This window comes from Propionispira arboris (genome assembly GCF_900109225.1).
GTDB classification, from domain to species: Bacteria; Bacillota; Negativicutes; order Selenomonadales; family Selenomonadaceae; genus Propionispira; species Propionispira arboris.
Window position 1 is genome coordinate 179,962 of sequence record NZ_FNZK01000004.1, and the last position, 19,381, is coordinate 199,342.

Below are 19,381 nucleotides of genomic sequence, written 5' to 3' on the forward strand. Positions count from 1 at the left end.
ATTGGAACTTCATTTGTTTTTTTAGGGAAATTAGACTACAATATATATAATCTATCATAAAATCGGGAAAAAGTGAAAAAAATGAAAAATAAATATAAAGAGGTGCATTGAATGGGAATAAAATTTGCTGAACTTAAGGTCAGCGAGACTTTATGTGATATATTAAAGAAAAACGGCATTGTAGAAGCGACGCCAGTACAAGAAGAAGCGATTCCGGTTGTTCGAAGCGGTAAAGATGTCATTGTACAGGCACAGACCGGAACGGGGAAAACTTTGGCGTTTTTGCTGCCAATTATGGAAAAAATAAAAATAAATGCGCCGGCGGTGCAGGCACTTATTGTTACACCAACCAGGGAGTTGACGATTCAGATTGCAAAGGTTGCTGCAAAAATTGGTGATGAAGCAGGGATTAAATCTTTGGCAATCTATGGTGGACAAGACGTAGACCGCCAAATCCAAAAACTGGGTCGTAATCCTCATATCATTATAGGAACCCCTGGCCGCCTGCTGGATCATTTGCGCCGTAAGACAATTGATCTTTCAACGGCCAATAAAGTAGTGCTCGATGAAGCGGATGAAATGCTGCATATGGGTTTTCTGGAAGAGGTAGAAGGATTGCTGCGAGCTACAGCTCGTGATCGTCAAACTATGTTTTTTTCCGCAACGATTCCTGATCGGATTAAAGGCTTATCTCATCACTATATGACGAATCCAGTTTCGATTGAAATCAAAGCAGAACATGTCACGCTCGATGAGATTAATCAGATTATCGTAAATACTGAGGAAGATACAAAAATAGATAAACTTTGTGGATTTATTAATGAATATCAGCCTTATTTGGCAATGGTTTTTTGCCATACGAAAAAAAGAGTTGCGGATGTTGCGATGGCTTTAGCGGGTCGGGGCTATCTTGCCGATGAACTGCATGGTGATTTGTCGCAGTCACAGCGAACGTTAGTTTTGAAACGTTTCCGTGATGCGAAACTGCAAATTTTGGTTGCAACAGATATTGCAGCACGCGGGCTTGACATTGAAGGCGTTACGCATGTTTTTAATTATGATGTTCCGCATGATGCAGAAGCTTATATCCATCGCATTGGCAGAACGGGACGGGCGGGGGAGAAAGGTACAGCAATTACTTTTGTTAATGCTCGCCAGCATGAGTATCTGCGCATGATCGAAAAAGGTATACAAAGTCGTCTGCAAAAGCAAAAATTGGAGCGCCGGGAAAAACCAGGTAAAGAAATATCGCAGCGAAAACCAAGTGAAGCAGCGAAAAAACCAGGTAAACCGAGCAAGAAATATGCAGCAAATAAACCTAAGACGGCTGAACATGGCGGGGTAAATCATCGCAGTTCTCGTTCGAAGGCGGTTGTGGGAAAAGCCAATAATCCGACATCTTTTAAAGGAAAGCTAGGTGCGAAAAAGAAAACAGTAAAACGTCGCATTCGATAAATTCATTAAAAATAAATGGGAGACAAGTTGTTTGTAAAAAAGCAGCTTGTCTCCCATTTATTTTTAATATTAATGGATAGCAAGAGTTGTTCATTTTTTTTGTGATGCATGTGGTAATCTTAGGAAAGTTTCTTAAATTAAAATGTAGAGTGAGGTTATTTTATGCAACGACGTGTAGTTATTACAGGGATGGGTGCCATTACTTCATTGGGACTGGATGTGCCCTCTTTTTGGCAAGCAATTAAACAGGGGGAAAATGGTATTACTCATATTGAAAGAATTGATACGAGTGATTTGCCGACCAAGCTGGCTGCTGAGATAAAAGATTTTGATCCTTGTAATTTTATGGATAAAAAAGAAGCAAAACGAACAGACCGTTTTACTCAATATGCTATGGCAGCAACAAAGGAGGCATTAGCTGATGCACAACTGGATAGGGCGTTGCTGCAAAAGGAAAGAGTTGGTATGATTATTGGTTCTGGGATCGGCGGGCTGGAAACCTTGGAAAAACAGCATGAAATACTTTTGGCGAAGGGGGCAGACAGGGTCAGTCCTTTTTTGATTCCGATGATGCTGCCGAATATGGCAGCTGGAATGACTGCTATTGAGTTTGGTATTAAAGGATTTGTGGAGTGTACCGTGTCGGCATGTGCTTCTTCAACGAATGCGATTGGTGATGCTTTTAAGATAATCCAAAGAGCCGATTCTGATATTATGATTGCCGGTGGTACGGAAGCCCCTATTACCAGACTGGCTATGGCGGGTTTTTGTGCAAATAAAGCCATGACACGTAATGTTGATACGGAGACTGCCTGTCGTCCGTTTGACAGGGATCGAGATGGTTTTGTTATGGGCGAAGGTGCGGGTATTGTCGTTTTAGAAGAAATGGAACATGCAAAAAAACGCGGAGCGCATATTATAGCTGAACTCGTTGGTTATGGGTGTACCAATGATGCCTATCATATTACTGCTGGTGCACCTGGTGGAGAAGGTGCAGCCAGATGTATGCAAATCGCTTTAAAAGATGCTAAAATAGACCCAACAGCTATTCAATATATTAATGCTCATGGTACTTCAACCGGGATTGGTGATAAAGGGGAAACGCAGGCAATCAAAGAAGTTTTTCAGGATTATGCCTATAAAGTGTCAATCAGCTCGACGAAATCAATGACCGGGCATTTGCTCGGGGCAGCGGGTGGTATAGAAGCTATTATTACGGCATCAGCACTTCATGATGGTTTTGTGCCGCCAACAATTCATTATCATACAGCCGATGTCGATTGTGATTTAAATTATACGGCAAATATAGGTCATAGTGCGGGTCTGGAATATGGTTTATCGAATTCTTTTGGGTTTGGTGGACATAATGCCACTTTGATTTTCCGCAAATACCAGCCTGAGCTATGAACTTTCAGTATGGGGGTATACTAGAATGGACTTAAGGGCAACTATGGCGGAGTGTTTTCAATATATAGAAGTTAATTTATATCAGAAGCTGAATCTCGATGCGATAGCAGCACATTGTGGTATATCAAAATACTATTTAGATCGAATTTTTAAATCATTAACGGGCGAATCGGTAATGGAATATGTACAGTTTCGTAAGTTATCCGCCAGTATTTCGGATTTGAAAGATAAAAATCGGCGGGTGATTGATATTGCGATGGAATATGGGTTTGATTATGAACAATCTTATATTCGAGCCTTTCGTAAAAAATTTGGCATTACACCACTCAAATTGAGATCCGAAGCACAATCGCTGCATATTCAAGAAAAACTTACGATTGATGATATTATGTCAGTCAATAATTCGGTCGTTTATAAACCTTCGTTTATGTTTAAACAACAATTCTATCTGGTTGGTCAAAAATATAAAATACTCAGTAAATCGGGGGATAAGATTGCGAATTTATGTGGGCGGGAATTTTTTTATAAGCAGCGCCAACATATTTTAAATCCGGTAGATCCGGAGATTTATTTTGGCTATACCGATTGGAGTGATCGTATGAATGGGGCAATTTATTATATGCCGGGTTTGCAGGTCCAAGATTTGAATCATATTCCGGCTGGTATGGTGGGAATTTCAATTCCGGCACATAAATATGTAGTTTTTCGCTTTGTGGGATTTTTTCATCCGGATGAATTAAATGGTCGTAAAGTGGGGCGGCTGCTCGTTCATCTTTATTCAAAATGGATTTTCAAATCTGGTTATAAATTTGCTGATCAATTTCGTTTTGAATATATCAATAATGCTTTATGCAAAGACAATTATTGTGAACTCGATATTTATCAACCTATTTTAGAAGCTTAAAACAAGTTTTGCGAGGCGTGTAGTTTTTCTACATGCCTCGAATTTTTTTGCAGGCATCTGTAGAGGATGTTATAATATTCTTTATGTATACAAATGTACTTATTTAAATAATTTTTATAACAAAATAAAGTGTGCAACGAGGAATATGTCTTAAAAGTGTAATTTGTGAGATTTTTATTTTGATATGGTAGAGCTGCCTATATTGAATTAAAGAAAGCGTAGCTAGCTATTAGTCTGCCAGGAAGGGTAGGGTATCGTTTGCTTCCTGCGTAACGCTACTCAACCCTATACCCCATTCCTGACGATTGCTATATAGAAGAATATTAAATGCAAATTATATATTGAATTCAAGAATTTAACTAAAAAAATAGGAGGTATAAAATCATGCAATTTGCAAGAAGAATGGATCAATTTGGTGAGGGGATTTTTTCTCAATTATTAGACATTAAACGAAAAAAACTCGAAAAGGGTGAAACAATTATTGATTTAAGCGTTGGAACACCTAATATTCCACCGGCACAGCATATAATGGATGCCTTATGTACAGCGGCGGCTGATCCTAAAAATTATATCTATGCAGTCAATGATCAAACGGCTTTATTAGAAGCAGTCAGCAGCTGGTATGATACGCGATATGGGGTTACGCTTGATCCCAAGACGGAAATTTGTTCACTATTGGGATCACAGGAAGGGTTGGCTCATATAGCACTTTCCATTGTTGATGAGGGCGATGTGGTACTAGTTCCCGATCCCTGCTATCCGGTGTTTGCTGATGGTCCGCTGCTGGCCGGGGCGAAGCTTTATTATATGCCGCAGAAAAAAGAAAATGGCTATGTGATCCAATTGCAGGATATTCCGGTGGATATTGCTAAAAAAGCAAAATTTATGGTTGTATCGTATCCTAATAATCCAACTACAGTGATGGCGCCAGAAGCGTTTTACTTAGATTTGATTGCTTTCGCCAGAAAATATGATATTGTCGTTCTTCATGATAATGCTTATAGTGAGTTAGTCTTTGATGGAAAAACCTGCGGCAGTTTTCTCACCTTTTCTGGGGCCAGGGAGATCGGTGTGGAATTTAATTCTTTATCTAAAACCTATGGTTTAGCCGGAGCGCGAATTGGTTTTTGTGTTGGCAATGCCGAGGTGGTATCGCGATTAAAGACATTGAAATCAAATATGGACTATGGTATGTTTTTGCCAATTCAAAAAGCGGCGATTGTTGCTATTACTGGCGATCAAGGCTGCGTAGCGGTTATGAAAGATGCGTATGAAAGACGTAGAGATGTTTTATGTGATGGGTTTAAATCCATTGGCTGGAATATGGAGAAACCAGAAGCTACGATGTTTGTTTGGGCTGTGATTCCGCCGCATTATGAAAAATCAGTCGACTTTGCCATGGATTTAGTGGAAAAAGCAGGTGTTATGCTGACACCGGGCAGTGCTTTTGGACCATCCGGCGAAGGTCATGTACGCATGGCTTTGGTGCAGGATGAAGCTGTGTTACAGCAAGCAGTTGAGGCTGTGAAAAAGAGTGGGATTTTAAAAGCATAGTTTTTGTGTAAGCTGAGAAAAAATTTATACATACAGAAAAATTGCATTTTATCTTCGTTATAAATGGGCGAATAAAAAGGGCGTGTTGCACTAAAAAATTAGTAAAGACACCCCTTTTTTGTGTGCTCATACGTACAACATTGGAATTATCATGCATCAGAGCATGTCCCAAGTGTTCTATATATAGGCATAAATCCGTTATTCCTTCTTATCACTAAGCTTTTTAATTACTCTGCAAGGATTTCCCACAGCAACGCAATTAGCAGGTATATTCTTCGTCACTATACTTCCAGCTCCAATTACACTATTTTTTCCAATGGTAACGCCAGGTAGAATAATAGTGCCGCCGCCGATCCAGACATTATCCTCAATTTTAACCGGTAACGCATAAGTTCTAAAAAAAGCTTGACCTGAGTTTTCTTTCCATCCATCAACTAAACGTTCTTTTGCATTTACTGGATGTGTTGCTGTATATATTTGTACGTTAGAGGCAATTAAAACATTGTTTCCAATTTCTATTTTATTGCAATCTACAAATGTACAATTCATGTTAATAATGCCATTATTCCCAATAAATATATTTTTACCATAATCACAATAAAACGGAACATCTACCTTTACATTAGAACCAATTTCACCAAACAACTCATGAAGAATGTGTTGTTTTTCTTTTATGCTACTGCTTGAATTATATTGATGGGTCATTATTCTGGACTTACTTATCATATCCGTAAGTTCTTCGTCAATACAATTAAACATATTGCCACTCATACATTTGTCTAACTCACTCATAATTTTTCTCCTTACTATTTTCAATTATTATAATTTTAATTATAATGTTATAGACAATTGAAATCTACGATAATATCGTTATATTTTATAACAATATTATCATTTGGAGGATTTATGGAAAATAAAGTACTAAATATCGGAGAAAATCAATTGGAGAATAGAGATTATGCTAGAAATGATAGTTTTCCTTTTCGAATCGGTTATGAAGAAATCACAAATTATAGGGGTTCTACTTTTGGGTGCCACTGGCATCCAGAAATTGAATTTACTTATATTCTTAGCGGTTCTATGATATATCAAGTAAATAATAATCAATATCTGCTCAAAGAAGGTGATGCTATATGTGCAAATCAGAACTGTCTTCATTCAGGAACAGCATCTCCTGGTTTAAATTGCCAATATTTTGCAATTACTTTTCATCCAACTTTAATTTCAGGATATAGAAATAGTATTTTCGAAAACAAATATCTATTTGAACTAGTTACAAATGAACAACTGGCGTTTGCCTATTTTAATTCGAATGACCATGATAGTAATAATATTATTTCAGTATTATTGGAACTAGAAAAGATTTATAAAGAAAAAATCATTGGCTATGAATTGTTAATTGTGAGTAAATTGTTTGAATTATGCTTCTATTTATATCAAGATGTTTATCGTAAACTTCCAAATAAACCTAAAAATCCACACAAAAACATTATGCAAATAAAATCAGCACTGAATTATATCCATGTCCACTACAAAGAAGCGATAAGATTAAAAGATATCTCCAACTCTTGCAATCTCAGTAATAGTTCTTGTTGTCGCTTATTTAAAAAAATTGTACATCATACACCGTTGGATTATCTTCTAAGTTATCGCATTCAAAAGAGTATTCCTTATTTATTAAATGAAGGATTAAACATTACAGAAGTAGCTATTTCTGTTGGTTTTTCTAGTAGTAGTTATTATTCTGAAATATTTAAAAAATATATGAATTGTTCTCCTACTATATATAAATATAAGATAAAAAACTATAAAGGTAACATAAATTAAGAGATCTTTTAATTGAAATACCTGCTTGAAACGCTTCCAAATATCTCGTTTTTAAGAGAACCACAATTTTTAGAAGGCTACCTTCCGTGGAATGAGACAATATAGAAATAAGTATAGCAGTCAGTCGATCCATATTCATATTCTGAGTATACAACGATGGCTGCTATTTTTATATACACTGTTTAGTTGACGCTTACTTTTAAACGCTGTCAATAGATTTTTTTTTATGATTTTTTAATAGATTAGTTTGATTTCACGTTTGTCAAAAAAATTAATCCAATCTTGTGATGGCATTTGGTTGGTGACGATATAGTCAATGCACGTGAAATCGCCTGTCCTGGTAAAAGCAGTTTTATCAAACTTTGAATGATCAATGAGCAAAATGCATTTTTTTGCCTGTTTCATCATTTGCTGCTTAATAATACTTTCCTGTTCATTGGATTCCATAATACCTTTGTCGCGATCAATTCCTTTACAACTGATGATTGCCAGATCTACATAGTAATTTTGCAAAGAATTGCAGGCAGAAGGACCAACCAAGGCATAAGAATGAGCCCGCAAAGTGCCGCCGCTTGAGATGATCGTGAAGGGCGAACTAACAAAATCATTTACCAATTTGATGGAATTTGTAATAACAGTCAATTCTTTTTTTATTTTTAACTGATGAAGTAAGGTTAGACAGGTTGTGCTGGAATCAACCATCAGCGTGTCGTTATCATTGACGAGAAATTCGGCTTTTTTTGCAATGGCTTGTTTATCCGTATTATTGATGGAATTTCGTTTTAAAAAAGAGAGATCTTCACTGGTATGTTCATTGAGAACAGCACCACCGTAACTGCGTCTGAGTAAATCCTGGGTTTCGAGTTTTTCAAGATCACGGCGTACGGTTTCTTCGGTTACTTTTAATATTTTGCTTAGATCAGCCACATAAACTTTTCGGTCACTGGTCAGATACTCCATGATTTTTTGGCGGCGTTCTATTCCTAACATCATATATCACTCCTATTGTGTATCGAAAATTTTAAAAAGACAATCGCGTGTTTTTCTTTAGTATACCTATAGATATTCCTTTAAGTCAAACATAAATCAAAGCAAACAAAGAAATTCAGGATAAATTACACAGAAGACCCAATCATAAAAATAATTCAATAAAAAAGATAATACCAAATAAAAAAAGAAAAACACAGAAATAAATCTTGATTTATTTGTTTTTGAGTGGTAATATAAATTAAAACAAAGACAAAACAAGATAAAAAAAGATAAATGACGTATTTATAGAGTTAAACATTTATTTGGAGGATGAGGTAATGGGGTCGTATTATTTGGCGATTGATATAGGCGCATCGAGTGGGCGCCATATCTTGGGCTGGCTGGAAAATGGTAAAGTACGCATTGAAGAAATTTATCGTTTTGAAAATCACTTGATTGAAAAAAATCAGCATCTTTGTTGGGATTTAGACCAGCTGTTTCAAGAGGTTTTAGCAGGACTTAAGATGTGCAAACAATATAATCGTATTCCACAGAGCGTTGGAATTGATACGTGGGGTGTCGATTTTGTTTTGCTTGATGATAAAGAAAATATGCTGGGCGATACAATTGCTTACCGTGACAGCCGTACGCAAGGCATCGATGAAGAGGTATATAAGATTATCAGTGAAGCGGATTTATATCATCGCAATGGTATTCAAAAACAAATTTTTAATTCCATTTACCAACTGTATGCGATTAAACTTAAGCAGCCGGAACTACTACAAAAAGCACATTCATTCCTGATGATTCCAGAATATTTAAACTTTTTACTTACTGGAAGTATAAAGAATGAATACACCAATGCAACAACAACACAGTTGGTTCATTCAACAACACAAGATTGGGATTTTGATCTGATCGATAAATTAGGATTGCCAAAACAGATTTTTGGTACATTATATCAACCAAAATCCAGCGTTGGACAGTTTAGACAAAACATTCAGGACGAAGTTGGCTTTTCAGCTGAAGTGGTCTTACCAGCAACACATGATACCGGTTCGGCAGTACTCGCGGCACCTTTGGTGGATGGAGATTCTATTTATTTAAGTTCAGGAACATGGTCGTTGATGGGTGTTGAACGAATGATACCGGATTGTACCGAAAAAAGCCGCCAGCGAAATTTTACGAATGAGGGTGGATATCATTATCGCTATCGTTATTTAAAAAACATTATGGGATTATGGATGATGCAGTCATTGCGCATGGAATTTAAACACCAATATAAATTTTCCGAATTATATGAACTTGCTAAAATCGGAGATTATTTTCCTTCCTATGTTGATGTAAATGATGTTTCGTTTTTAGCCCCCAAAAGCATGAGACAAGCACTGCAAGCGTATTGTGAAAAAACAAAGCAGGAAAAACCGGAAACGGAATGTGAGTTTTTGTCTTGTGTTTATAAGAGCCTAGCAAAATCCTATGCTGAAACAGTACGAGAAATTGAAGCTGTAACTGGTAAAACCTATACTTGTATTCATATTGTTGGCGGAGGCTGTCAAGATGAGTATCTCAACCTATTAACCGCAAAATATACAGGCAAAGATCTCTATACTGGTCCGATTGAAGCCACTGCTTTAGGGAACATACTCGCGCAAATGTTAAAAACCAATGAACTTAAAGATTTAATTGAAGCGCGTGAATGCATAAAAAAATCATTTGATATTAAAAAAGTTGGAGCGTGATCGTTTATGACAAGATTTGAGTCCGCGAAAGAAATGTATCAAAATATTGGCGTGGATGTCGATGCAGCCTTAAAAAAACTGAACAATGTAAAAATTTCAATGCATTGCTGGCAAGGAGATGATGTAGCAGGATTTGAAAATGGGTCAAGCCTTGACGGCGGTATTGCAGCAACGGGGAATTATCTTGGAAAAGCAAGAAATTCAGCAGAATTAATGGCTGATTTAGATAAAGCATTTAGTCTGATACCCGGCAAGCATAAAGTCAACCTGCATGCTTCGTATGCAATTACAGATGAAAAAGTCGACCGAGATAAATTAGAGCCAAAACATTTTAAGGCTTGGGTTGATTATGCGAAAGATCGCGGTCTGGGACTTGATTTTAATCCAACGTTATTTTCCCATCCAAAAGCTGCTAATGGATTAACTTTATCGAGTCCCGATAAAAAAATTCGTCAATTTTGGATTGACCACTGTAAAGCATCACGGAAAATTGCCGAATATTTTGGCAAAGAACTAAGAACAACGACTCTCAATAATATTTGGATTCCCGATGGTTATAAAAATGCGCCAGCGGATCGTCTGTCACCGAGAAAACGTTTAAAGGAGTCATTAGATGAAATTTTCACCCAAAAAGTAGATGCAAAATATATTGCGGATTGTGTTGAATCAAAAGTATTTGGTATCGGTTTTGAATCTTACACAGTAGGGTCATCTGAATTTTATATGAATTATGCAGCGAAAAACAATATTATGTGTCTTATGGATACGGGTCATTATCATCCAACCGAAGTTGTTTCTGATAAGATTTCAGCACTGTTATTATTTTCGGAAAAATTAGCCTTACATATATCCCATCCAGTTCGCTGGGATAGTGATCATGTTCTTGTTTTAAATGATGAGTTAAAAGAAATTGGTAAAGAAATTGTTCGCAGTGATGCGCTTGACCGCGTCTTTATCGGACTTGATTTTTTTGATGCCAGCATCAATCGTATTGCAGCCTGGGTAGTTGGTATGCGTAATATGCAAAAAGCATTACTGGAGGCATTGTTAGCGCCAAATGCTAAATTAGCACAACTTCAGGAAACGGAGAACTTCACAGAACTTATGGCACTGCAGGAAGAGCTTAAAACCTATCCAATGGGGGATATTTGGGATTATTTCTGCAAGATGAACAATGTTCCTGAAAAACAAAATTGGCTTATTGATGTAAAAAATTACGAGAAAAATGTTTTGTCAAAACGAACTGAACAAACTATATAGAACGCATTAAAGAATTTACGTCCAGTCTATTAGTCTGTCAGGAATGGGGTATAGGGCATCGTTTGCTTCCTACGTAACGCCACTCAACCCTATACCTCATTCTTGACGATTGCCATACAAAATGTTTAATGCGTTCTATATAGAGAGAAAATATCTTAACAATAAAAGGGGATCAAATGATATGAAAGTTACGGAAACAAATTTTGTGAAAGGTTTTATTCGTGTTACGAATGATGCTTTTCAAAAAGGCTGGCATGAAAGAAATGGCGGAAATTTGAGCTATAGAGTGAAGGATAGTGAAATTGCAGAAATTAAAGCTGCTTTAAAAACTCCAACGCAATATATTCCAATTGGTGTGAGTGTGCCAAATTTAGCCGGTGAATATTTTCTTGTAACGGGCAGTGGAAAATATATGCGTAATATCATTTTGTGTCCAGAAGACAATATTGCGATTGCCCATATTGATGAAAAAGGCGAAAACTATGCCATTGTGTGGGGTTTGGAACATGGCGGCACTCCAACCAGCGAATTTCCAACACATTTAATGAATCATAGTATAAAAAAGGAAATAACAAAAGGAAAATATCGGGTTATTTATCATGCCCATCCAGCAAACATTATTGCTTTAACCTTTGTTTTGCCGCTAAATGCCAAAGCTTTTACACGTGAGATATGGGAAATGGCAACGGAATGCCCCGTTGTGTTTCCACAAGGGGTTGGTGTCGTTGACTGGATGGTCCCAGGGGGAAAAGATATTGCAGTGGCAACAAGTAAGCTGATGCGACAATATGATATTGTCATTTGGGCGCATCATGGGATTTTTTGCGCCGGTGAAGATTTTGATTTAACGTTTGGACTAATGGACACGGTAGAAAAATCGGCGGAAATTTGTGTTAAAGTTCTTTCGATGGGCGGGAAAAAACAAACGATAAGCAGTCAGAATTTCAGGGATTTGGCAAAAGAATTTAAAGTGAACCTGCAAACAGATTTTCTCGATTAAAGAAAATATAGGAGATCGCGGTTTGCCTTATGACATTATTTGAACGGAGGGGTGTACAACAATAGTGCCTAGCAAATTTATTATTATAATTTTACAGAAACAACACAAGAGAAGGGAAGAATAAAGAAATGACACTTGCAAAACTGGATTATAATATGTCGCCATGGAAAAAAACGATTACTGCCGGACTGATTAGTTATATTGATGCTGGCTCTATTGTTGCTGGTGCAGCAGGCCTCAGCATGTGGCAGGCGTATTTTGGAATGGATAGTATGCAAATGGGGATTCTGGCAGCTCTATCATCGAATACAGGCGGTGCGGCAATCGGCGCACTGATTGGTGGTAAAATCTGTGACAAGTATGGTCGTAAATTTGTTTATAACTATGCACTTCTTATCTATATGATTGGTGTGGCACTTATTGTATGTGCTACGAATTATCCAATGTTTTTGTTAGGATACGTTATTGTTGGTCTCACGGTAGGAGCGGATGTTGTTGCATCATGGACGTTTATTGCAGAAGAGGCGCCATCAGAGAATCGAGCAAAACACTGCGGGTCAGCTCAAATTGCCTGGATGCTTGGTCCTGTTGTGGTATTTGCTGCTTCTATACCGCTGAATTCGATGTTCGGACTATTGGGTAACCGTATTATGTTTGCTCATTTGATTGTCGTAGCAGCATTTATTTGGTATCAGCGTCTTAAAATGCCAGAATCTACGGAGTGGACGGAATCCAAGGTCAAGGAAAAACAACTTATTGCTGAAGGTAAGTTCAAGAAAGTTACGTATGCCATGATTCTTAAAGGTACAAGTCTTAAAACTGTTTTTTTATGCTGTGGGGTTTATACACTTTGGAATATATCAGCCAGTACGGCTGGGTTCTTTATGCCATATATTTATGAGCATGTCGGCAATCTTAGTAACACTATGTCACTTGTTATGCAGTGTGCGAATTTCGCGGTTTGTATTTTGGCCACGGTAGTTTTTATGTACTTTGGTGATAAGGTAAACCGCAGGGGGCTTTATACTATTTTTGGCGCAACGCCAATGATTGCCTGGGTCGTATGGACCCTGCCAGCAGAAATGCTGCAAACTTGGATGCTGTGGGCTTTTACGATTGTTAATGGTTTTGCAATGCAGCAACAATTCTATCAGCTATGGAGTTCCGAGCTCTTTCCAGTACGTTATCGTGCAACAGCACAGGGCTTTACCTTTTTTGTTACACGTTTTGCGGCGGCTATTTGGGCTTTTGTTGTCCCAATTCTCATGGAAACTGTTGGTTTCCGTGTAGCAGCTATTATACTGGTGGCGCTTAGTGCTATCAGCTGGCTCGTCGGTGCAATTTTGGCACCGGATGATAGAGGCAAGACACTCGAAGAGATTACAACGGAAAGATATGGTCATGAGTTGGATGACGATGACTGCCTGGTTAATTGTGAAGGCAAACATTCTTAAGTAAAAATGTGGGGCGGCGCAAGCTGTCCCTTTATTCAATATATAGAAAGGTGTGGCGATATGGAACGTTTTGCCTGGAAAGCAATTATTCATGAAGGTAAGTTGGAGGAATATAAAAAACGGCATGATACTATATGGCCGGAAATGAAAACCGTGTTAAAGAATGCTGGAATTTCAAATTATTCGATTTGGAATCTTGGCAATGAGGTTTTTGGCTATTTTGAATGTGAAAAAGGCGTAGATTTTGCAGAAAAATATCAGACGGATAGTCCAATTGTCGATAAATGGAATGCGTACATGAAGGATGTTATGACGATGGTGCTGGATCCCGCTACCGGAGCACAACCAAAAATGCAACAGGTATTTTATCTGGAATAACGAATTCGACACTATAGGGGGATGAGAAAAGCTATGTTCAATGTAATAAAAGTGAAATTGAATTATATGGATGAAGCGACAGGCGTTGTCGAAGTGCCCCGTATTTCTTGGCAGATGGTAAGCGATGAGAGGAACTGCTATCAGAAAGCTTATCAAATTCAAATAGCAGAGAATGAACGATTTAATGTTATTTTATGTGATAGTGGTGTGATTGAATCTCATGTATCGGCAGGTATTTCACTAACGTTAAAACTTCAGACAGCACAGCGTTATTTTGTTCGTGTAAAAGCACAGAATAATTTGAGTATTTGGAGCGAGTGGTCTCCCTATGTATGTTTTTTTAGTGGAATTATTAATAATGAATGGCAGGCAAAATTTATTTCTGTGGAGACGGAAAAAGATGCGGATAATTCAAAAGGCACGTATCTTCGGCAGGAGGTTTTTCTGGAAAAACGAATTGAATCCGTTTTTGCTTACGTGACAGCTCTTGGCTTGTATCATTTTTATATTAATGGGCAGCGCGTTGGTATAGATGAAATGACGCCTGGCTGGACATCGTACCACAAACATCTTATGTATCAAGCTTATAATGTGACAGAACTATTAAAAACAGGAGTAAATGTGCTTGGTGCGCATATTGGTGCTGGTTGGTATAAGGGACTGATGAGCTTCAATCACATTCGAAATATTTATGGTAAAAAGACCGCTTTTTTGGCTGAGGTCCATGTGAACTATGCGGATGGCAGCAAGGCTATTTTCGCTACAGACGAAAATTGGCAGGGTGATAATAGTCCGGTTGTTTTTTCGGAAATTTACGATGGGGAAATATATGATGCACGCTTAGAGCAGGTGGGGTGGAATTCTCCCGGGTTTAAGGAAAGTAAATGGCAGAACGTACAGGTTGAGAATTGTGATAAGAGTATTTTATCACCACAGTATGCTTCAAAGCCTGGTATTAATGACTATCTGAAGCCAAAACAAATTTTCCAGACGCCTAAGGGCGAAACGGTTCTTGATTTTGGACAGAATATGACGGGGTGGATCGAATTCTTTGTCCAAGGTAAAGAGGGTGATAAGGTTATTATCAAATGTTTTGAAGTACTGGATGGTGAAGGTAATGCATATTTTGCGAACTTGCGGGCGGCGAAAGAAACAATTGAATACACTTGCCGTGGCAGCGGTATGGAAACATATCATCCGAATTTCACCTATCAAGGATTTCAATATGCGCAAATTGTATCTTGGCCGGGAACGCCTTTACTGGAAAATTTTAAGGCTTGTACGGTGCATTCGGTTATGGAACAAACCGGAACTTTTGAGTGTTCGAATTCAGATCTCAATCAGTTACAACATAATATTCTTTGGGGGCTCAAAGGGAATTTCCTCGATATACCGATGGATTGCCCGCAACGTGATGAACGTTTGGGGTGGACCGGCGATGCAGAGATTTTCAGCCGTACAGCTTGTTACCTCATGAATACGTATGCATTTTATGAAAAATGGCTTTGGGATGTTGCGGTTGATCAAACAGTAGAAGGTGGTGTGCCGCATGTAGTACCGGATGTTTTGACGGGGTATTCGGACAATGATGTTTTGTTGAGTCAGGGAACGCATTCTGCAGCGGCTTGGGCTGATGCTGCGGTCATTTTGCCGTGGTCAATGTATCTGACCTTTGGGGATACGGGGATTATTCGTCGGCAATATAGTTCCATGAAAAAGTGGGTAGATTTCATGCATTTTCATGTGGATGATAAGGGCATCTGGTCTTACAAGCTGCAGTTTGGTGATTGGGTTGCGTTAGATGCAAAACCGGGAGACTATTTTGGCGCGACGCCAAATGAACTTGTATGCTCAGCTTACTATGCCTATTCAACGTTGCTCTTTGCCAAAATGGCCAGAGCTATTGGCAAAGACTCTGATTATGAAACATATTTTATCCTCTATAATGAAATCGTGAAAAATTATCGAAAAAACTTTTTTGATGCAGAGGGAAACTTGCTGGTGCAGACACAAACAGCGCATGTTATTTCATTGTATTTCAATTTAATTGACGAACAGTATAGAACAAAAATTGCGGCAAATCTTGTTGCATTAATCCAAAAAGAAAATGGGCATCTTGTGACTGGTTTTGTAGGGACACCCTATATTTGCCATGCGTTAAGTCAAAATGGGTATGCGAAAGAAGCATATGATCTTCTATTAAAAGATGATTTTCCATCCTGGCTCTATCAAGTCAAATGTGGTGCGACAACGGTCTGGGAACATTGGGATGGCTTAAAGCCGGATGGAACGATGTGGAGCGCGGACATGAATTCTTTTAATCATTATGCCTATGGTGCTATAGGTGAATGGCTTTATCGGGCGATTGCAGGGATTGAAATTGATGAACAAGTGCCTGGCTATAAACATATAATTTTTAAACCGCTGTTTGGCGGGGCTATATCCTATGTAAAGGCTGCCTACAAAAGTATGTATGGCGATGTGAGTATTTATTGGCATATAAAAAAAATGGAGGGCTTGGTGACAATTCATGTTCCGGTCAATACGACAGCAACCTTATATTTAGATGCTATTCAGGCAATTAGCGAAGCCGATAGCCTTATATTTACAAACGATGATAAATCGTATAAGGCAGAAGTAGGGTCTGGAGAATATACAGTTACCTTTACGTTATAAAATAGGCAAAAATGGAAGACCTCAGGTTAAAAAATCGAAAAACACCCAATCTAAATGGTAGAATAAACCATTTTAGATTGGGTGTTTTAGATCTGTCGATCAGGTGAGTTGACTTTGTTGTTTGTTCCTATTATAATAATTTCATATTTAGTAATAGTGAACTTTAGGCTATAACAACCTAAAAGATACTATTGTGATTTTCAGGAGGTACAGAATGATAGATAAAAAATCATTGCCGCCATGTCCGGTTGAAACAATGCTGGTACTGATGGGCGATAAATGGAAAGTCTTGATTGTTCGTGATTTGCTTGAGGGAACGAAACGGTTTGGTGAGCTGAAAAAATCAGTTGGGACAATTACCCAAAAGGTACTTACGCAAAATTTACGAGCTATGGAAGAAAATGGACTATTAACGCGTAAGGTATATGCAGAAGTTCCACCGCGGGTGGAGTATACTTTGACCGAGGTTGGAAAAAGCTTAAAGCCGGTGCTGGATACCATGTATGCCTGGGGTGAGCGGTATCAGGAATCGATATAAAAGATAACGAATTAGAATGAGGGATGCTTTATGAATACGATGCAAGATAAAAATATCCGTTCCGGTGCGGCAGCTGCGATTGGATCCTATGTTTTATGGGGAATATTACCGCTTTATTGGAAGTTTTTACAGGAAGCATCCGCTTATGAAATTTTAGCTCATCGGATTTGCTGGTCGTTTGTATTTATGCTGGGGTTATTGTTTTTTATGAAAAAAATAGCAAATTTTAAACAAACAACAAAAATACTTTGGCAAGATAAAAAAAGGACTTTTTTGCTGTTTTTGGCGGCTCTTTTAATCAGTGTAAATTGGTTTGTATATATTTGGGCAGTTAATCATGCTCGTATTCTTGAAACCAGTATTGGTTATTATATGAATCCATTGGTTAGTGTCTTCTTGGGAATGATCATTTTTAAAGAAAAATTAAATTTTTGGAAAAAAGTGAGTTTGTTTTTAGCTGGTATCGGGATTTTAAATATGACGATTCAGTTTGGTACAGTCCCTTGGATTTCTTTACTTTTGGCAAGCAGTTTTGCCTTTTATGGCGCTTTGAAAAAAATGATTCAGCTCGATCCAATTGTAAGTATTACGTTGGAAACATTTATGGTTTTGCCACTGGCAATGGTATATTTATTATATTTGGTCGGGATTGGTGAAAGCCATTTTGGCTTTGCTTATCCGCATGTGACTTTATTATTGCTTAGTACAGGTGTTGTTACAGCGATTCCTTTACTTTTGTTTTCCAAGGGAGCCAATATTTTGCCACTCAATGTTATGGGTTTTTTTCAATATTTGTCACCCTCAATCAGTTTATGTATTGGTGTGACGGTATTTCATGAAACATTTAGTTTCATACATTTATTTTCGTTTGGCTTCATTTGGCTCGGCTTACTGATCTTTTCATTTTCGGAACGAGCAGCTTTTCAAAAGCCATCGTCGTGTAAAGCTTCATAGTTTATAAAAAGACAAAGGCAGGTTCGCCAGAACCTGCCTTTGTCTTTTTACTCGAAATGAAACGAGGATCTATAGTCTATTTTTGCCACACGAATTGGCTTTATTCGTGCCATACTTCTTCGGCGATTTCCTTAACGAGTTTCATTTTATTCCATTGCTGTTCTTCGGTTAAGAGATTACCTTCTTCGGTAGAGGCGAAACCGCATTGTGGACTTAGGCAAAGCTGATTCAGTGGAACATATTTTGTTGCTTCAAAAATTCGCTCTTTGAGGCTGTCTTTATTTTCAAGTTTGCTGGTTTTACTGGTAATTAAACCTAAAACAACTTTTTGCGTGGTGATAAAACGAAGCGGTGCAAAGTCACCAGCACGATCACTGTCATATTCCAGATAAAAAGCATCGACATTTTCTTTGAATAAGATATTGGCGACAGGCTCATAGCCTCCTGCTGCTGCCCATGAGGAATGGTAATTACCACGGCAGACGTGAGTCGTAATTATCAAATCGTCAGGTCGATCTGATATTGCAAGGTTGTTGACTTTTGCATAAAGTACAGCAAGTTCGGTTAATGAAATTTGACTTTCTTGGCGGGCTTCCCAGTATTTTTTATCACAGAACATACCCCACGTGCAATCATCAAGTTGAATATTGCGGCAGCCAGCATTATATAAATCCTTTAGCACGGTTTTATAAGCAGCGGCAATATCTGTGATTAAGTCGTCGTTGTTTGGATAAATTTCTTGTGTGATGGTGCGATTTTCCTTGCGCTGCAGTTCGGCTAAAAATTGAGCGGGTGCAGGGATCGTTTGACGGGCGAGAATTGTTTCTTCGGCATATTGATTGACAAATTTAAAATGTTCAACAAAAGGATGATTGGCGCCATTTAACTTTCCTGTAAGGCAAGCTGTTTCAGCGCGTGTTTCGATACCGTGAAACTGATACCCAGCGTCAAGATCAACTTTTTTGACACCACCTAGTCCCCACATGAAATCAAGATGCCACCAGGAACGACGAAATTCACCGTCCGTAATCGATTTGAGACCGATTTCTTTTTGTTTTTGAATAAGGCCGATAATGGACTTATCTTCTATGATTTTCAGCTCAGCTGCGGAAATTTCGGATTTACTGAATTTATGGCGGGCTATTTTTAAAGCAGCTGGCCTTAAAAAAGATCCTACAAAGTCGTAATGATTTGGCACATGAAGGTTTTTTGATTTCGTTGTAGTCATATATGTATTCACTCCTATCTGTTTCGGTGAATTTA

At 38.1% G+C, this 19,381-nt stretch carries 16 protein-coding genes; 13 read left to right on the forward strand and 3 right to left on the reverse strand.

Annotated elements, in window-relative coordinates:
- Window positions 1–111: 111 nt before the first annotated feature.
- The 4 genes from BMY14_RS05650 to BMY14_RS05665 all read left to right on the forward strand — a co-directional run bounded on the left by BMY14_RS05650 (window position 112) and on the right by BMY14_RS05665 (window position 5,320).
- Window positions 112–1,455 (forward strand): DEAD/DEAH box helicase, encoded by a 1,344-nt coding sequence (locus BMY14_RS05650; RefSeq protein ID WP_091829976.1) that lies wholly within the window; start codon window positions 112–114, stop codon window positions 1,453–1,455.
- 162 nt (window positions 1,456–1,617) lie between these two features.
- Complete coding sequence (gene fabF / locus BMY14_RS05655) at window positions 1,618–2,862, forward strand: beta-ketoacyl-ACP synthase II (protein WP_091829978.1); 1,245 nt, start codon at window positions 1,618–1,620, stop codon at window positions 2,860–2,862.
- 25 nt (window positions 2,863–2,887) lie between these two features.
- A complete protein-coding gene (locus tag BMY14_RS05660) occupies window positions 2,888–3,766 on the forward strand; it encodes an AraC family transcriptional regulator (protein WP_091829980.1) in 879 nt (292 codons plus the stop codon).
- Window positions 3,767–4,150: 384 nt separating this feature from the next.
- Window positions 4,151–5,320, forward strand: coding sequence for an aminotransferase class I/II-fold pyridoxal phosphate-dependent enzyme (locus BMY14_RS05665; protein WP_091829982.1), 1,170 nt, complete (start codon window positions 4,151–4,153; stop codon window positions 5,318–5,320).
- Between the two features lie 198 nt (window positions 5,321–5,518).
- Here the strand turns inward: BMY14_RS05665 and BMY14_RS05670 are convergent, their stop codons facing one another.
- Entirely contained in the window at window positions 5,519–6,112 is a 594-nt protein-coding gene (locus BMY14_RS05670; RefSeq protein WP_091829984.1) for a sugar O-acetyltransferase, read from the reverse strand.
- Window positions 6,113–6,226: 114 nt separating this feature from the next.
- Here BMY14_RS05670 and BMY14_RS05675 point away from each other — a divergent pair, with 114 nt between their 5' ends.
- On the forward strand, window positions 6,227–7,147 hold the full coding sequence (locus BMY14_RS05675; protein WP_091829986.1) for an AraC family transcriptional regulator: 921 nt from the start codon (window positions 6,227–6,229) through the stop codon (window positions 7,145–7,147).
- Window positions 7,148–7,381: 234 nt separating this feature from the next.
- Here BMY14_RS05675 and BMY14_RS05680 read toward each other — a convergent pair whose 3' ends face one another.
- Window positions 7,382–8,137 (reverse strand): DeoR/GlpR family DNA-binding transcription regulator, encoded by a 756-nt coding sequence (locus tag BMY14_RS05680; RefSeq protein ID WP_091829988.1) that lies wholly within the window; start codon window positions 8,135–8,137, stop codon window positions 7,382–7,384.
- A gap of 317 nt (window positions 8,138–8,454) precedes the next feature.
- On the opposite strand from BMY14_RS05680, the gene rhaB reads away from it, so the two are divergent.
- From rhaB to rarD, 8 genes are all read left to right on the forward strand, one after another.
- Entirely contained in the window at window positions 8,455–9,858 is a 1,404-nt protein-coding gene (rhaB, locus tag BMY14_RS05685) for a rhamnulokinase (protein ID WP_091829990.1), read from the forward strand.
- A gap of 6 nt (window positions 9,859–9,864) precedes the next feature.
- Entirely contained in the window at window positions 9,865–11,118 is a 1,254-nt protein-coding gene (locus BMY14_RS05690; protein ID WP_091829992.1) for an L-rhamnose isomerase, read from the forward strand.
- A 181-nt stretch (window positions 11,119–11,299) separates the two neighbouring features.
- Window positions 11,300–12,118 (forward strand): rhamnulose-1-phosphate aldolase, encoded by an 819-nt coding sequence (rhaD, locus tag BMY14_RS05695; protein ID WP_091829994.1) that lies wholly within the window; start codon window positions 11,300–11,302, stop codon window positions 12,116–12,118.
- A gap of 128 nt (window positions 12,119–12,246) precedes the next feature.
- Window positions 12,247–13,572, forward strand: coding sequence for an MFS transporter (locus BMY14_RS05700; RefSeq protein ID WP_091829995.1), 1,326 nt, complete (start codon window positions 12,247–12,249; stop codon window positions 13,570–13,572).
- A 60-nt stretch (window positions 13,573–13,632) separates the two neighbouring features.
- Window positions 13,633–13,950 carry an L-rhamnose mutarotase gene (locus BMY14_RS05705; RefSeq protein WP_091829997.1) on the forward strand — a complete coding sequence of 106 codons (318 nt, stop codon included), beginning with the start codon at window positions 13,633–13,635 and terminating at the stop codon, window positions 13,948–13,950.
- Between the two features lie 33 nt (window positions 13,951–13,983).
- Entirely contained in the window at window positions 13,984–16,626 is a 2,643-nt protein-coding gene (locus BMY14_RS05710; protein WP_091829999.1) for an alpha-L-rhamnosidase, read from the forward strand.
- Window positions 16,627–16,840: 214 nt separating this feature from the next.
- The gene (locus BMY14_RS05715; RefSeq protein WP_091830001.1) at window positions 16,841–17,164 is read left to right on the forward strand and encodes a winged helix-turn-helix transcriptional regulator; all 324 of its coding nucleotides are present in this window, start codon (window positions 16,841–16,843) and stop codon (window positions 17,162–17,164) included.
- Between the two features lie 30 nt (window positions 17,165–17,194).
- Window positions 17,195–18,118, forward strand: a complete 924-nt coding sequence (gene rarD, locus BMY14_RS05720; protein WP_177177491.1) for an EamA family transporter RarD — start codon at window positions 17,195–17,197, stop codon at window positions 18,116–18,118.
- A gap of 100 nt (window positions 18,119–18,218) precedes the next feature.
- Here rarD and BMY14_RS05725 read toward each other — a convergent pair whose 3' ends face one another.
- Window positions 18,219–19,346: a 5-methyltetrahydropteroyltriglutamate--homocysteine S-methyltransferase gene (locus BMY14_RS05725; protein ID WP_091830003.1), complete on the reverse strand. Its 1,128-nt coding sequence runs from the start codon at window positions 19,344–19,346 to the stop codon at window positions 18,219–18,221.
- Between the last annotated feature and the right edge of the window lie 35 nt (window positions 19,347–19,381).

Bases quoted from the DNA above. Each gene is read 5' to 3' on its own strand.
- BMY14_RS05650 (WP_091829976.1), top strand. From the start codon at position 112: ATGGGAATAAAATTTGCTGAACTTAAGGTCAGCGAGACTTTATGTGAT.
- fabF (WP_091829978.1), top strand. From the start codon at position 1,618: ATGCAACGACGTGTAGTTATTACAGGGATGGGTGCCATTACTTCATTG.
- BMY14_RS05660 (WP_091829980.1), top strand. From the start codon at position 2,888: ATGGACTTAAGGGCAACTATGGCGGAGTGTTTTCAATATATAGAAGTT.
- BMY14_RS05665 (WP_091829982.1), top strand. From the start codon at position 4,151: ATGCAATTTGCAAGAAGAATGGATCAATTTGGTGAGGGGATTTTTTCT.
- BMY14_RS05670 (WP_091829984.1), bottom strand. From the start codon at position 6,112: ATGAGTGAGTTAGACAAATGTATGAGTGGCAATATGTTTAATTGTATT.
- BMY14_RS05675 (WP_091829986.1), top strand. From the start codon at position 6,227: ATGGAAAATAAAGTACTAAATATCGGAGAAAATCAATTGGAGAATAGA.
- BMY14_RS05680 (WP_091829988.1), bottom strand. From the start codon at position 8,137: ATGTTAGGAATAGAACGCCGCCAAAAAATCATGGAGTATCTGACCAGT.
- rhaB (WP_091829990.1), top strand. From the start codon at position 8,455: ATGGGGTCGTATTATTTGGCGATTGATATAGGCGCATCGAGTGGGCGC.
- BMY14_RS05690 (WP_091829992.1), top strand. From the start codon at position 9,865: ATGACAAGATTTGAGTCCGCGAAAGAAATGTATCAAAATATTGGCGTG.
- rhaD (WP_091829994.1), top strand. From the start codon at position 11,300: ATGAAAGTTACGGAAACAAATTTTGTGAAAGGTTTTATTCGTGTTACG.
- BMY14_RS05700 (WP_091829995.1), top strand. From the start codon at position 12,247: ATGACACTTGCAAAACTGGATTATAATATGTCGCCATGGAAAAAAACG.
- BMY14_RS05705 (WP_091829997.1), top strand. From the start codon at position 13,633: ATGGAACGTTTTGCCTGGAAAGCAATTATTCATGAAGGTAAGTTGGAG.
- BMY14_RS05710 (WP_091829999.1), top strand. From the start codon at position 13,984: ATGTTCAATGTAATAAAAGTGAAATTGAATTATATGGATGAAGCGACA.
- BMY14_RS05715 (WP_091830001.1), top strand. From the start codon at position 16,841: ATGATAGATAAAAAATCATTGCCGCCATGTCCGGTTGAAACAATGCTG.
- rarD (WP_177177491.1), top strand. From the start codon at position 17,195: ATGAATACGATGCAAGATAAAAATATCCGTTCCGGTGCGGCAGCTGCG.
- BMY14_RS05725 (WP_091830003.1), bottom strand. From the start codon at position 19,346: ATGACTACAACGAAATCAAAAAACCTTCATGTGCCAAATCATTACGAC.